Origin of the sequence: Thalassotalea crassostreae, from assembly GCF_001831495.1 — a bacterium.
Classification (GTDB): domain Bacteria; phylum Pseudomonadota; class Gammaproteobacteria; order Enterobacterales; family Alteromonadaceae; genus Thalassotalea_A; species Thalassotalea_A crassostreae.
The window spans coordinates 2160142-2175048 of sequence record NZ_CP017689.1 but is presented as its reverse complement, the minus strand read 5'-3'; the positions used below and the strand labels follow the sequence as shown (position 1 = coordinate 2175048).

Sequence of the window (14907 nt, the reverse complement as noted above, 5' to 3'; positions counted from 1 at the left end):
ATTACCGATACTTTAATTTATTGCTAAATCACTGATAAAGCAAACATTTGATTACTTTATCAATGATTAAGTTATGCTATTAACCAATCCGAAACATAAAGGCTTATGATTTAACCTTTCACTTACTTATTTCTAGCCAATTGTGCTTTATAAAACTATCTAATACTGGATCAGTACTGGATATTTTAAATATTGTTTATCGTAATAGTTTGAACGCTCATAAATCCAACGCATTTTGTCGTTACGTTGCTCTTTAAACAAATCTCTTTGTTCGTTTTGGTCAGAGCTTTTTGTCGCGGAACTAGGAAATGCTTGTTTGAATTCAGCTAATAGCTTGTCATCTGCTAGCATTTTTTGCGCTAGTGGCACAATGACATAGGTTTCGATATATTCAGTGCGCTGAAACATTTGATTAAATGAACCCCAAGAAAATAACGAATCAGTTCCATGAGGGTCTAGTAAGGTAACGGCAAATTTACCTAGATCTTGATCTGTATTTATTCTTACCCATCGACTGTCGATTTTTTGTTCCAGTTCTTTTTCGAGAAATGTTGAACTTACGGTTTGGCGACCTTCAAATGCAGTATCATTGAACTTATGATCGACTGCGGTTAATTGTGTAAGCTTTAATCGCGTAGATTGGTCAATTTGTTCAACTTTGATGCCTTGTAATTTTAATAACTTGATCACCTCGGTATGTTCAGTACCAAGATAATACGCCTTAGGTACCTTGACTATTGTCTTTGGCTTTTTCTGCCAATATGTTGGCATGTTTTTATAGAGCTTTTTCTTACCATTCCAGTTTACATACTCAATGCCAGTTAAGTCATCGATAGCGACAGTATAATCTATCCCATGAAAGTCTTCTCGGGTTGGATTATCCATATCAAGGACAAAATCAACTACCAAATTCTTGGGGCGGTGTTTTTTATCTTTTTCAGTCGCAACTATTAGTTCTTGGCCATTGCCATTTAGCGTTACCAGCATCTGTTGCAAAAATATATAGGTACCTAATACGCGTTGTTTATAAGGTTTAAGCGAATGGTTTTCGACTAAAATAGTCGGTAGATGGCGGGCATCTCCCCAACCATTGCTAAAACGTGGACTAGCAGTCCAACCGTATATACCTTTCGAAAAATTCATACTATCAAGACCGAAAACTAACGCCGATGCTAAATGGCCATTATCTTTTAACGCATCGTCAATAGCAGGGCGTAACTTTTGCTGTAAGTATCGACTGATATTTGGCGAATAACCATGCTCTCCATTAAATCCGTAGGTGATATCATATTGATAATCTTCACCATCGGTAACGTGAATATCAATATATAAGTCTGCTGACGTTTTCTCTAGCGCTGTAATGACAGCACGCATTTCTACAGCATCAGCTTTTGCGTAGTCGCGGTTTAAGTTTAGGTTTTGGGCAGTAGTTCGCCAACCCATATTTGTTGGACCACGCTGGTTTACCCGGTTAAATTCACTACTACGTTCATGGCCATCAACATTTAATATCGGTAGGAATACGACATTGACATTATCAAGGAGTTCTTGCTGATCACCATGGATAATATCCCTCAGCAGCATCAAGCCAGCATCTTTGCCGTCGATTTCTCCTGAGTGAATTCCTGCTTGAATAAACACCGTAAATTTTGGACTTGAGGCAATGCTTTCTAGTGTCGATAGCCCATCTGATGTGGCTAAGACAACTTTAATTGCTCTATTTTGAGGGCTGTGACCTAGCTCCAATTGAACCAGTTTTGAAGATGAGTCGACTAACCTGTCGATATATTCAAACGTTTCAACGTAATTCGGTGTACTGTTCAAGCCAAATCGTTCGGCAGGTGTTTGCCATGGGTGTGACGAGTCTTTAATTAATAGTTCACTCTTACCGGTAAACTTTTCAATTGGCGGTAATAACGTTTGATCAGCATTTGCAATGTTTGTCATGAAACACGTCACACTTAACGTAAACAGAAAATTTTTAATCAAGTTTTATTCCTTCAGCGAATTTTCAAGGCATTTTGAACTAAAACTATAAGACAAACTTATAAAACATAGCAACAAAGTGAATTATTATTCATTTTGAAAAAAATTGTTTAATAGATTTTAGTGATTTTAAAGGCAATAAAAAAGGAGCATCTAGCTCCTTTTTATTTCAATGTTTTTACAAGTCAATTTTACTTATGACGTGCCAACGGCGTAAACTCTTTATTTAACTGTCCTGTGTAATTTTGACGAGGACGGCCAATTTTTTGACCAGGTTGAGTAAGCATCTCATCCCAATGTGCACACCAACCAACGGTACGAGACATGGCAAAGATAACAGTAAACATACTAGTTGGGATACCGATTGCTTTTAAAATAATACCTGAGTAGAAATCTACGTTAGGGTATAACTTCTTCTCAATGAAGTAAGGGTCTTCTAAAGCAACTTTTTCTAATGCCATAGCAACATCTAACAATGGATCTTTAATACCAAGTTCACCAAGTACTTCGTGACAGGTTTCACGCATAACTGTTGCACGTGGATCGAAGTTTTTGTATACACGATGACCAAAGCCCATTAGACGGAACGGGTCATTTTTGTCTTTCGCACGAGCGACGAACTCATCTACATTTTCTAAACTGCCGATTTCTTCAAGCATTGTTAGACAAGCTTCGTTTGCGCCGCCGTGGGCAGGGCCCCAAAGTGAAGCAACACCTGCAGCAATACAGGCGTATGGATTAGCGCCAGATGAACCAGCTAAACGCACAGTAGAAGTCGATGCATTTTGTTCGTGATCTGCATGAAGAGTGAAGATACGATCCATTGCTTTAGCTAGGATAGGGCTTACCTTATACTCTTCTGCTGGTACAGAGAACATCATGTGTAAAAAGTTTTCAGCGTAAGATAAATCGTTACGAGGGTATACGAACGGCTGACCAATGCTGTATTTATAAGCCATCGCAGCAATTGTTGGCATCTTAGCAATTAAACGGTGAGCACAACGTTTACGAGCTGCTGGGTTGTTAATGTCTAAATCTGAGTGATAGAAAGAAGACAACGCTCCAACCACACCACAAACCATTGCCATTGGGTGGGCATCGTGCATAAAACCACGGAAGAAGTTCGCTAATTTTTCATGTACTAACGTATGGTTAGTAATGATGTTTACGAATTCATCGTATTGTTCTTGATTAGGCGCTTGACCGTTTAATAGGATATAACAAACTTCTAAATAATCAGCTTTGTTGGCTAAATCGTCAATAGCATAGCCGCGGTGTTGAAGAATACCTTTACCACCGTCGATAAATGTAATTTCAGATTCACATGATGCAGTGGCTAAAAATCCTGGGTCGTAGGTGAAATAACCAGCACTTCCTAATGTACGGATATCAATTACATCATTACCAGCAGTACCACTTAAAATTGGTAATTCTGCAATATCTTGACCTGCAATGCTTAGCGTGGCTTTATTGTCAGCCATAGTTATTCCTCTATTTTTCAGTTAGTGATGATTTTGTATTGTTATTAGAGATAACAGAGAAACAAAATCTCCGCAATATTGACTTTAGTCTAATCGTTTTTAGATTTAGTTAACGTTAAGATTACAAAAGTGTAACAAAAAAGAGCTAAATGCTTATTGATGAAAAGTAAGTCAATATTCATGAATATAAATTTGGTGCGTATTTTACTCTGATTTAGGGGTAGAAAGTCAATTCAAAACTGCATCTAAAAGCATTTTTATGCAAATTTTTTTATTGGCTGGCTAAAAATACAGCAAAAAGCAATAAAAGTGGTGTTAAAATTGTAATTCAAATATTACATCTATATAATTCGACTCGTCTATTTCAGGCTATTTACATTAATCACTAAAATTGCTTGAAATGACCATTAATAATGAATGGCTATTATTAAAGTATTGTTTTGTTTACTACAATTAGTAACCGAATGGTTAGAAAAATAATGGAACTTCATTAACTAAATATTAGTTAAATACAATTTAGGCAATAACTGTGAATAAAAATAGACCTGTAAATCTTGGTTTAAGCACAATCAAGTTTCCGCCAGCGGCACTCGCATCAATACTGCATCGTGTTAGTGGTGTAATGATGTTCTTCGCTATCGGTATCCTAATCTGGGCACTTTCAGTCTCACTATCATCTGCAGAAGGTTTTGCTTCTGTTAAAGAATGTTTAAATGGGGCATTCTTTAAATTTATTATGTGGGGCATTCTTACTGCTCTGGCATATCACTTTGTCGGCGGTATTCGTCACTTAATTATGGACCTAGGTCATCTTGAAGAAAAAGGTTCAGGTCAAACAAGTGCCAAGTTTGTTATCGCTCTTTGGTTAATTATATCTGTGCTAGCAGGAGTTTGGTTATGGTAAATAACGCAGCTACATTAGGTCGCAGTGGTGTTCATGATTTTATTTTGATCCGTGCTAGCGCAATCGTTTTAGCTTTATACAGTGTATTTATGATGTGTTGGTTTATCTGCACACCAGAAGTAACTTATGAAGCTTGGTCTGGTTTGTTCTCAAACTTAGCCATGAAGATTTTCACAATACTTGCAGTTATTGCAGTACTTTTCCACGCTTGGATTGGTATTTGGCAGGTATTAACAGACTACGTAAAGAACACTATGTTACGTGGTTTACTTCAATTTTTATTCACTATTACCCTGTTCGTTTATGTTGCAGCGGTACTATTAACTGTGTGGGGTGTGTAAGTGAGCGTTCCTGTTCGTGAATTTGATGCCATTGTAATTGGCGCTGGTGGTGCGGGTATGCGCGCTGCTTTAGCAATCTCTGAATCAGGCCAGTCATGTGCCTTGATTTCAAAAGTATTCCCAACTCGTTCTCATACGGTATCAGCGCAAGGTGGTATCACTGTTGCTCTTGGTAACGCCCATGAAGATCACTGGGAACAACATATGTACGATACCGTAAAAGGTTCTGATTTCATCGGTGACCAAGACGCTATCGAATACATGTGTAAAACTGGTCCTGAAGCAATTATTGAACTTGAGAATATGGGCTTACCATTCTCTCGTACTGAAGAAGGTAAAATTTACCAACGTCCTTTTGGCGGCCAATCTAAGAATTTTGGTGGTGAACAAGCGGCTCGTACAGCGGCTGCCGCCGACCGTACTGGTCATGCACTTCTTCATTGTTTGTACCAACAAAACGTTAAAAATAAAACCAACGTTTACTCTGAATGGTACGCATTAGATTTAGTTAAAAACTCTGATGGTAATGTTGTAGGTTGTACTGCAGTTTGTATCGAAACTGGTGAAGTTGTTTACTTTAAAGCTCGTGCAACAGTATTAGCAACCGGTGGTGCTGGGCGTATCTTCGCATCAACAACTAATGCTCACATTAATACTGGTGACGGTGTTGGTATGTCACTACGTGCTGGCGTTCAAATGCAAGACATGGAAATGTGGCAGTTCCACCCAACGGGTATCGCTGGTGCTGGTGTTCTTGTTACAGAAGGTTGTCGTGGTGAAGGTGGTTACCTTCTTAATAAAGACGGCGAACGTTTCATGGAACGTTATGCGCCAAACGCAAAAGATCTTGCTGGTCGTGACGTTGTTGCTCGTTCAATGATGACGGAAATTCGTGAAGGTCGCGGTTGTGACGGTCCTTGGGGTCCACACATTAAACTTAAGCTTGATCACTTAGGTCGCGAAACATTAGAAAAACGTTTACCAGGTGTTTGTGATTTATCTAAAACATTTGCTCACGTAGATCCTGCTGAAGAACCGATTCCAGTAATTCCTACATGTCACTACCAAATGGGTGGTGTACCTTGTAACGTAAACGGTCAAGCACTAACGATTGGCGCAGATGGCCAAGAGAAAGTTGTTGAAGGTTTATTCGCTGTTGGTGAGATTGCTTGTGTATCTGTACACGGCGCTAACCGCTTAGGTGGTAACTCATTACTTGATTTAGTTGTATTTGGCCGTGCTGCTGGTAATTTCCTAGGCAAGTACTTGCATAATACTGAAAACGGTAAAGATGCTTCACAATCTGATTTGGACGCAGCACTTGCTCGTTACAATCGTTGGGAAAGCAGTGATAAGGGTGAATGCCCAACTCAAATCCGTAAAGACCTACAAAGCTGTATGCAATTAAACTTCTCGGTATTCCGTGAAGGTGAAGCAATGGCTCAAGGTATGAAAGAACTTGAAGAAATTCGTGAACGTTTACAAAATGCTCGCTTAGACGACAAGTCTTCTGAATTTAACACCCAACGTATCGAGTGTTTAGAATTAGATAACTTGATGGAAACAGCGTTTTGTTCAGCAAAAGCTGCGAACTTCCGTACTGAATCTCGTGGTGCTCATGCCCGTCAAGATTTTACAGAACGTGATGATGCAAACTGGTTATGCCATTCAATTTACACACCGGGCACAGAAGAAATGTCTAAGCGTGATGTAAATATGGAACCAGTACACCGCGAAGCTTTCCCTCCGAAAGCACGTACATACTAAGGAGTTGTCGAGATGAACCAGAAGTTTTCAATCTATCGCTACAACCCAGATGTTGACGCGAAACCATACATGAAAGAGTACACATTAGAGATCCCTGAAGGATCTGACATGATGGTACTTGATGCACTTATTTTATTAAAAGAACAAGATCCTACATTATCTTTCCGTCGTTCATGTCGTGAAGGTGTTTGTGGTAGTGACGGTTTAAACATGAACGGTAAAAATGGTTTAGCTTGTGTTACACCATTATCTGATGTTAAAGCTAAAACGATTGTTCTTCGTCCATTACCAGGTTTACCGGTAGTACGTGACTTAATTATTGATATGACTCAGTTCTACAATCAATATGAAAAAATTAAGCCTTATTTAATTAATGACGGCCAAAATCCTCCAGCTCGTGAACATCTTCAATCAATTGAAGAACGCGACAAGCTAGATGGTTTATACGAGTGTATTTTATGTGCTTGTTGTTCAACGTCTTGTCCATCATTTTGGTGGAATCCTGATAAATTTATCGGTCCAGCAGGCTTATTACATGCGTATCGTTTCTTAATCGATAGTCGTGATACAGCAACTGACGAACGTTTAGATGGTTTACAGGACGCGTATAGCGTATTCCGTTGTCATGGCATTATGAACTGTGTTGACGTATGTCCTAAAGGGTTGAACCCGACTAAGGCTATTGGGTCAATCAAATCAATGTTGTTACAAAGAGCGGTATAACTAAGCATACTTAACAACGTGTTTTGTTGTTAAATAGTATATCGCCGGGCCTATGAAAATAGGCCTGGCATTTTAGTTTTAAAGGGGCTGAATAACGCTTTTTATTTGATCAAACCTTCTTTGCTATAAGAAGATGATATAAGAAGTTGATATTTAGCAGATAAATTAATAACTGTTCGTGATAAATTACGATTAGTTTTATTTCAAAGAGGAATAACAGGCAATGCCAGAAGGTGTTATGAAGGCCTGGTTAGAGTCTTCCCATTTCAGCGGTAATAACGCTGAATACATTGAAGAATTGTACGAAATGTACCTTGAGAATGCTCATTCGGTATCCGATGAGTGGCGCAAGGTTTTCGATGATCTTCCAAAATTAGACGGCGTAACGACAGAAACCAATCATTCGATTGTTCGTGACGAATTTCGCCAATTAGCCAAAGAAGGCGTAAAGCACGTAGCGGTGAGTTCAGATGCTGATGCTAAGCAAGTTCGCGTTCTTCAGTTAATCAACTCATATCGTTTCCGTGGCCACCAGAATGCTCGTCTAGACCCATTAGGTCTATGGAAACGTGAACGTGTACGTGATCTAGAATTAGCTCACCACGAACTTTCCAAATCTGAGTTTGATAAAGAATTTAACGTTGGTTCTTTAGCCGTAGGGCAAGAATCAATGAAACTAGGGGACATCTATAAAACCCTAGAGCAAACGTATTGTGGTGCTATCGGCGCTGAATACATGCACATCACCTCAACGACTGAAAAACGTTGGTTACAACAACGTTTTGAATCAGTACGTTCAAAAGCAGAGTTTTCTAAAGAATTAAAAACAGAAATTCTTAAAGATTTAATTGCTGCTGATGGCCTAGAAAAATATTTAGGCGCTAAGTTCCCTGGTGCAAAACGCTTCTCATTAGAGGGCGGTGATGCATTGGTGCCTATGCTTAAACAACTGATCACTCGTGCCGGTGAGCATGGTACTAAAGAAGTTGTATTAGGTATGGCTCACCGTGGTCGCTTAAACGTTTTAGTTAATGTTATGGGTAAAAACCCAAGCAAATTATTTGATGAATTCGCCGGTAAGGTAGATCAAATTGGCTCTGGTGACGTTAAATACCACCAAGGTTACTCATCAGATTTTGTAACTCCAGGTGGCAACGTGCATTTAGCACTAGCGTTTAACCCATCTCACTTAGAGATTGTTAATCCGGTTGTTATCGGCAGTGTAAGAGCGAGACTTGACCGTCGTGATTGTGATAAAGGTGACTTAGTATTACCAATTACTATTCATGGTGATTCAGCTGTTGCCGGTCAAGGTGTGGTACAAGAGACCTTTAATATGTCGCAAGCACGTGCATATAAGGTTGGTGGTACGATCCGAATCGTAGTGAATAACCAAGTTGGTTTTACTACTTCGAAACCTGAAGATACTCGTTCAACAGAATACTGTACGGATATTGCAAAAATGGTTCAGGCACCAATTCTTCATGTTAATGGTGATGATCCTGAAGCCGTAATTTTGGCAACACAAATAGCGTTAGACTTTAGAAATAAATTTAAACGTGATGTTGTAATCGATTTAGTTTGTTATCGTCGCCATGGTCACAACGAAGCCGATGAGCCAAATGCAACTCAGCCGTTGATGTATCAAAAAATTAAGAAACATCCTACGCCGCGTCAACTTTATGCCGAACAGCTAGACGCTGAACGTGTATTAACATCTGCGCAATCTAAAGAATTAGTCGATGTTTACCGTAAGTTACTTGATGAAGGTCAATGTACGGTAGAACAATGGCGCCCAATGACAGAACACTCGGTAGATTGGACACCTTATTTAGGTCACGATTGGGATGATGCGTACGATCATGAAATCTCGGTCGACAAACTTAAGCAATTAGCTGAGTCAATTTCAACTTACCCAGAAGATCACAAATTACAGTCACGTGTTAAGAAAATCTACGATGACCGTAAGAAAATGGCCGCTGGCGAAAAAAATCTTGATTGGGGCTTTGCTGAAAACTTAGCTTATGCAAGTATTGTTGATGGCGGTGATCGCGTTCGTATTACCGGCCAAGATGCTGGTCGTGGTACGTTTTTCCATCGTCACTCGGTATTACATAACCAAGAAGATGCTTCAACGTACATGCCATTGCAACATATCTCGAAAGACCAAGGGCCTTTTGAAGTATACGACTCAGTACTATCTGAAGTCGCGGTGTTAGCGTTTGAATATGGTTACACAACGGCTGAACCAAGTGGTTTAACTATTTGGGAAGCTCAATTTGGTGATTTCGCCAATGGCGCGCAAGTAGTATTTGATCAGTTTTTATCAAGTGGCGAGCAAAAGTGGGGCCGTTTATGTGGTCTAACTGTATTGCTTCCACATGGTTATGAAGGTCAAGGTCCAGAGCATTCATCTGCTCGTCTTGAACGTTTCTTGCAACTTTGTGCTGATCACAATATGCAAGTATGTGTGCCTTCAACACCAGCGCAAGTATTCAATATGTTACGTCGTCAAGTTGTACGTCCTATGCGTCGTCCTCTTATCGTAATGTCACCGAAATCATTATTACGTCATCCTTTAGCTGTTTCTTCATTAGAAGAATTAGCAAGCGGTGAGTACAAAAATGTGATTGGTGAAATTGATGAGTTAAACAACAAAGATGTAACTCGTGTTGTAATGTGTTCGGGTAAAGTTTACTACGAATTATTAGAACAACGCCGTAAGAATGAACAGAAGAATGTTGCTATTGTTCGTATTGAGCAATTGTATCCATTCCCTGAAGCAGAATTAAAAGACGTTATCTCACAATATCCAAACGCGAAAGATTTCGTTTGGTGTCAAGAAGAGCCTCAAAACCAAGGCGCATGGTACTGTTCACAGCACCATTTCCGCAGTGTAATTGATAATGACTCTACCTTGACTTACGCAGGTCGCACAGCGTCAGCAGCACCTGCATGTGGCTATATGTCTTTGCATGTAAAAGAACAGCAAGCATTAGTAAATGATGCGTTAACGTTTGATAAATAATCAAATAAAAGAATTTGTGATTAAGGAATAAAAATGACGACTGAAATTAAGGTTCCAGTTTTACCAGAATCAGTTGCTGATGCAACGGTAGCTACATGGCACGTACAAGTAGGTGACAGTGTCACTCGTGACCAAGTATTAGTAGAAATTGAAACTGACAAAGTAGTACTAGAAGTACCTGCAACATCTGACGGTATTATTACTTCTATCAGTGAAGAAGAAGGCGCAACTGTACTAGGCGAGCAAGTAATTGCAATCCTAACTGAAGGCGAAGCCGCAGCTGCTGCACCAACAACAAGCACTGAATCTGCAGCACCTACAGCCGCAGCTTCAGTAATTGATATTAACGTACCTGTATTACCTGAATCGGTAGCCGATGCAACCGTGTCTACTTGGCACGTAAGCGAAGGTGAAGTGGTAACACGTGATCAAAACCTTGTTGATATTGAAACGGATAAAGTTGTTTTAGAAGTTGTTGCTCAACAAGACGGCGTGATTGGTAAAATCATTCACGCTGAAGGCGACACGGTTTTAGGCGACCAAAAAATTGGTGAATTAAACGCCGGTGCTACATCTGCACCAACATCAGCTGCAGCGCCTGTAGCTGAAGAAGCTGGTGATGACATTGCATCGCCATCAGTGCGACGTTTACTTACTGAAAGTGGTTTAACTGCTTCGCAAGTTAAAGGTACAGGTAAGGGCGGTCGTATTTCGAAAGAAGATGTTGCTGCACACTTAGCCGCTGCAAAAGCTCCTAAAGCTGAAGCACCAAAAGCAGCCGCTGCTCCAGCAGTATCGGTTGGTGAGCGTAGCCAAAAACGTGTTCCAATGACTCGTTTACGTAAAACAATTGCAAACCGTTTATTAGAAGCGAAAAACTCTACAGCCATGCTTACGACGTTTAACGAAGTAAACATGAAGCCAATTATGGACTTACGTTCACAATATAAAGACTTATTTGAGAAAACTCATAACACTCGTTTAGGTTTTATGTCGTTCTACGTAAAAGCTGTTACTGAAGCGCTTAAGCGTTACCCAGCGGTAAATGCTTCAATTGATGGCGATGATATTGTTTACCACAATTTCTTCGATATCTCGATTGCTGTATCAACACCACGTGGTCTAGTAACTCCTGTTCTTCGTGATGCAGACCAACTAGGAATGGCTGGTATTGAAAACGGTATCCGTGATTTAGCGATTAAAGGCCGAGACGGCAAGCTTACTATGGATGAAATGATGGGCGGTAACTTCACTATCACTAACGGTGGTGTATTTGGTTCATTAATTTCAACGCCAATCCTTAACTTGCCACAAGCGGCAATTTTAGGAATGCACAAAATCCAAGACAGACCGATGGCCGTTAACGGTAAAGTTGAAATCTTACCTATGATGTACTTAGCGTTATCATACGATCACCGCTTGATCGATGGTAAAGAGTCAGTTGGTTTCTTAGTAACAATTAAAGAGTTACTAGAAGACCCAGCTCGCTTATTATTAGATATCTAATCTAAAAACAAAGTTTAATAGAAAGCCGCTTTTTTATAGCGGCTTTTTAATGTCTGGATTTTGACAAATCCAAGGCAGAACTCATATAGGCTGTTAACGGTAAAGTTGAAATCTTACCTATGATGTACTTAGCGTTATCATACGATCACCGCTTGATCGATGGTAAGAGTCTGTTGGTTTCCTTGTAACGATTAAAGAGTTACTTGAAGATCCAGCTCGTCTACTTTTAGATATCTAATCTAAAAACAAAGTTTAATAGAAAGCCGCTTTTTTATAGCGGCTTTTTTATGTCTAAATTTCAGCAAATAGTTTGAAAAATGGCACTGTCATTGCGGCGTGCTTTTGGTTTTAACCTCCTGACGAATGCTGTGACTTAATTTTGTTAACCATGCAGTCGTCGTTGGCCGGGATTACGTTGTTAATCTCTGTCTGAGCTTTTAGAACCATAAGCCAATTGACAGAAACCAATTAGGTGTTTCTATGGTGTTATCATATTCACTATTAAAAGCTTTCAGGCCAAATGCTTGATGCCTATATCCAGCACTCACACTGAAATTATTACCAATTAACACTCCTGTTTCTGCAGAGAATTCATACATAATATGGCCTTCGCCACGCTCATCTTCATAATATGGTGAATCTTCATTATAGTTGATTGAAGCAAGACCAATCCCAGTATTTAAAACGAATAAAAATTGTATATCATCATTTAGATAAAATTCATTTTCGAGCCCTATATCTATAATGAACGGTAGGCTAAATCCTACAGAATATGTCGATAATTGTTCGAAGTTTTGGCTATCACCCTCTATCTGGTAATAATCAAAATACATAGGAAATTTTGTACCACCTGATAAACGCATTCCTAATGCTGAATCCCCTTCAAAAGACGCATTATAATCAACGTTTTCAAATTCACTGCTTGTCGTATAAACGCTGAAAGACATATATTTGTCTTCGGCACAAAGCCCTGTACTAAAAAGTGTCAGTAGTAGTAAATAAACTCTCATTTTACGTCCTTACATATTTTAATATTGTGAAAGATTTCGACATTATAAAAGCACAGCAATTATTGAAGTTCAGCAAGTTTTAAAAACGTATCGCTATTTGCGACCAAGGGGCTAATTATTTAATCCTTTATTAGTTTTTTGTTGTTAATTAGGATTATTGAGTCAGTATGCTTTATTAATGCGTGGTATTGCTGCAAGCGGGAACTAGTCATAAAGAAACGTGCACTTTGATAACGCATTATTGCAAGGTTTTAGAGCGAAATATGATCTCTCAATTAATGACGAATGGTAAGTGGTTGATAAATAAAGATATAATATTTGGCATAATCATTGAATACAATAATTGTTGTTTCCCATTTTTAGCATTTTATGAATTCAAAAAATACATTGTCATTAGCCAAGAAGCTTAAAGTTTTACTCGTTGAAACAGACAGAGAAAAAGCAAAAATTATCGAAGGTGTGTTGATAAGTGCTCGTTATGACGTAAAGCGAGTCGTCAACTCAGGCATTCCATTGCTTAAACAAGTTGAGAATACGCAACCTGACATCATTATTATTGATATGGAATCTCCAGATCGAGATATGCTAGAAAGCTTAAATCGTATATCTCACTCGATACCCAAGCCAGTCGTTATTTTTTCAGAGGAAGAAGACCAGAATACAATAACGCAATTGGTTAAGTCAGGCGTAAGTGCCTATGTGATAGGTGGTATAGATTACAGCAGAGTTAAATCTATAGTCGATATCGCAGTTGCACGCTTTTCACAGTACCAAAGCTTAAAAGATGAACTTAAACTGACTAAACAAAAATTGACCTCGCAAAAGAGTATAGAAAAAGCCAAGTTGTGGTTAATGCAAAGCCGTAACCTGTCAGAAAACGATGCTTACCATTTCCTTAGAAAAACGGCGATGGATAATAGCCAAAAAGTCGAAGATGTTGCTAATAACATGCTAGCGATGGCTAATATGTTTGCTGGAGATTCTGCGTAATGGTGGCTGCTCAATTACAAAGTAAAAGGCTTGAGTCGATTGAAAAAGAACAAATTACCCTTGGTTTTATGCCGCTTACCGACTGTGCTCCTTTAGTCGTAGCGAAAGAGTTAGGTTTTTTTGCGAAATTTGGTCTAAATGTTACTTTAAGTAGACAAAATTCTTGGGCAAGTATGAGAGATAAACTTGCGGCAAATGTATTAGATGCAGGGCAATTACTTGCGCCAATGCCGCTAGCTGGGGCTTTGGGTTTAGACGCTCATTGTAAAGGTTTAGTCGCTCCATTTGTGCTCAGTCGTAATGGCAATGCTATCACTTTAAGCCGTAACTTATTCGAAGCCATTAGCCCAGCTAAGATACTTACATCTTCATTAGATGCTTCCAGTCTTTGTTCTCAAGTTAAACTTAAAAAAAACAATAAACTTACTTTTGCCACTGTGTATCCCTACAGCTGTCATTATTTACAATTAATAAGTTACTTTAAGCAAGGTGGTGTAGATCCAAATGACATAAATATCGCCATCATATCGCCAGCGAATATGGTCCCTGCATTAAGGCATGATGATATTGATGGTTTTTGTGTTGGCGGCCCGTACAATGCTAAGGCGGTAAGGGAAGGAGTTGGAGTTACTGTTGCAACATCTATCGATATATGGCCTGATCTGCCTGAAAAAGTATTAGGCTTTAAGCGTCAATGGTATATCGAAAATCCAACAACAGCCTGCGCACTACTTAGTGCCTTATCATTGGCATGTGATTGGTTAAGTCAAATACCAAATCGTTTTGAAGCGGCAAAATTGCTAAGTCAAAAACAATACATTAATACATCAGTTGACGTTATTGCTCCGAGTTTATTGGGAAGCTGTTTAACGATGAGGGGCGCAGCGCCAAGAGCGGTGGACTTATATAACCGTTTTAGCAGTGATGAAACAGCTAATGCTAATCAACCTCAACAATCAGACTTTTGTCAGTTACAACAGTACTTCCTATCCGCATTTAGCCAAGCGGATTCAAATCCACGGGAGTTATCGACCATAGAGTTAAACAACATTTACAATGCCACTATCTACCAACAAGCGATGAGTTGGTTAGAAAAATGTGGGTAAGCATTAGATAAAAATGTTCTATCCAGTGCACTAAAACAGAACGATGTGAGCAATTTTGATGCATT

General features: G+C 39.2%; 11 protein-coding genes and 1 pseudogene. 9 read left to right on the top strand and 3 right to left on the bottom strand.

Annotated elements, in window-relative coordinates; all coding sequences use genetic code 11:
* Nucleotides 1-159: 159 nt before the first annotated feature.
* Entirely contained in the window at nt 160-1947 is a 1788-nt protein-coding gene (locus LT090_RS09415) for a M14 family metallopeptidase (protein ID WP_068545503.1), read from the bottom strand.
* Between the two features lie 230 nt (nt 1948-2177).
* Nucleotides 2178-3467: a citrate synthase gene (locus LT090_RS09410; RefSeq protein WP_068545504.1), complete on the bottom strand. Its 1290-nt coding sequence runs from the start codon at nt 3465-3467 to the stop codon at nt 2178-2180.
* Between the two features lie 529 nt (nt 3468-3996).
* Between LT090_RS09410 and sdhC the strand changes: the two genes are divergently transcribed.
* The 7 genes and pseudogenes from sdhC to LT090_RS17255 form a co-directional block, all read left to right on the top strand.
* Nucleotides 3997-4371, top strand: coding sequence for a succinate dehydrogenase, cytochrome b556 subunit (gene sdhC / locus LT090_RS09405; protein WP_068545505.1), 375 nt, complete (start codon nt 3997-3999; stop codon nt 4369-4371).
* Nucleotides 4365-4712 carry a succinate dehydrogenase, hydrophobic membrane anchor protein gene (gene sdhD, locus LT090_RS09400; protein WP_068545506.1) on the top strand — a complete coding sequence of 116 codons (348 nt, stop codon included), beginning with the start codon at nt 4365-4367 and terminating at the stop codon, nt 4710-4712. The genes sdhC and sdhD overlap by 7 nt, the downstream gene beginning before the upstream one ends.
* Nucleotides 4713-6479: a succinate dehydrogenase flavoprotein subunit gene (sdhA, locus tag LT090_RS09395; RefSeq protein WP_068545507.1), complete on the top strand. Its 1767-nt coding sequence runs from the start codon at nt 4713-4715 to the stop codon at nt 6477-6479.
* A gap of 12 nt (nt 6480-6491) precedes the next feature.
* On the top strand, nt 6492-7202 hold the full coding sequence (locus tag LT090_RS09390; RefSeq protein WP_068545508.1) for a succinate dehydrogenase iron-sulfur subunit: 711 nt from the start codon (nt 6492-6494) through the stop codon (nt 7200-7202).
* Nucleotides 7203-7425: 223 nt separating this feature from the next.
* Nucleotides 7426-10230: a 2-oxoglutarate dehydrogenase E1 component gene (locus LT090_RS09385; RefSeq protein WP_068545509.1), complete on the top strand. Its 2805-nt coding sequence runs from the start codon at nt 7426-7428 to the stop codon at nt 10228-10230.
* A 33-nt stretch (nt 10231-10263) separates the two neighbouring features.
* Nucleotides 10264-11736, top strand: coding sequence for a 2-oxoglutarate dehydrogenase complex dihydrolipoyllysine-residue succinyltransferase (gene odhB / locus LT090_RS09380; RefSeq protein WP_068545510.1), 1473 nt, complete (start codon nt 10264-10266; stop codon nt 11734-11736).
* A gap of 104 nt (nt 11737-11840) precedes the next feature.
* Nucleotides 11841-11924, top strand: a pseudogene (locus tag LT090_RS17255) (2-oxo acid dehydrogenase subunit E2); the annotation flags it as partial.
* 249 nt (nt 11925-12173) lie between these two features.
* Here LT090_RS17255 and LT090_RS09375 read toward each other — a convergent pair.
* Nucleotides 12174-12746 (bottom strand): hypothetical protein, encoded by a 573-nt coding sequence (locus LT090_RS09375; protein WP_068545511.1) that lies wholly within the window; start codon nt 12744-12746, stop codon nt 12174-12176.
* A gap of 369 nt (nt 12747-13115) precedes the next feature.
* On the opposite strand from LT090_RS09375, the gene LT090_RS09370 reads away from it, so the two are divergent.
* Complete coding sequence (locus LT090_RS09370) at nt 13116-13736, top strand: ANTAR domain-containing response regulator (protein WP_068545512.1); 621 nt, start codon at nt 13116-13118, stop codon at nt 13734-13736.
* The gene (locus tag LT090_RS09365; protein ID WP_068545513.1) at nt 13736-14842 is read left to right on the top strand and encodes a CmpA/NrtA family ABC transporter substrate-binding protein; all 1107 of its coding nucleotides are present in this window, start codon (nt 13736-13738) and stop codon (nt 14840-14842) included. The genes LT090_RS09370 and LT090_RS09365 overlap by 1 nt, the downstream gene beginning before the upstream one ends.
* The last annotated feature ends 65 nt before the right edge of the window (nt 14843-14907 follow it).

Coding starts and splice junctions, on each gene's coding strand:
- LT090_RS09415 (WP_068545503.1), bottom strand. CDS start 1,947: ATGACAAACATTGCAAATGCTGATCAAACGTTATTACCGCCAATTGAA.
- LT090_RS09410 (WP_068545504.1), bottom strand. CDS start 3,467: ATGGCTGACAATAAAGCCACGCTAAGCATTGCAGGTCAAGATATTGCA.
- sdhD (WP_068545506.1), top strand. CDS start 4,365: ATGGTAAATAACGCAGCTACATTAGGTCGCAGTGGTGTTCATGATTTT.
- LT090_RS09390 (WP_068545508.1), top strand. CDS start 6,492: ATGAACCAGAAGTTTTCAATCTATCGCTACAACCCAGATGTTGACGCG.
- LT090_RS09385 (WP_068545509.1), top strand. CDS start 7,426: ATGCCAGAAGGTGTTATGAAGGCCTGGTTAGAGTCTTCCCATTTCAGC.
- odhB (WP_068545510.1), top strand. CDS start 10,264: ATGACGACTGAAATTAAGGTTCCAGTTTTACCAGAATCAGTTGCTGAT.
- LT090_RS09375 (WP_068545511.1), bottom strand. CDS start 12,746: ATGAGAGTTTATTTACTACTACTGACACTTTTTAGTACAGGGCTTTGT.
- LT090_RS09370 (WP_068545512.1), top strand. CDS start 13,116: ATGAATTCAAAAAATACATTGTCATTAGCCAAGAAGCTTAAAGTTTTA.
- LT090_RS09365 (WP_068545513.1), top strand. CDS start 13,736: ATGGTGGCTGCTCAATTACAAAGTAAAAGGCTTGAGTCGATTGAAAAA.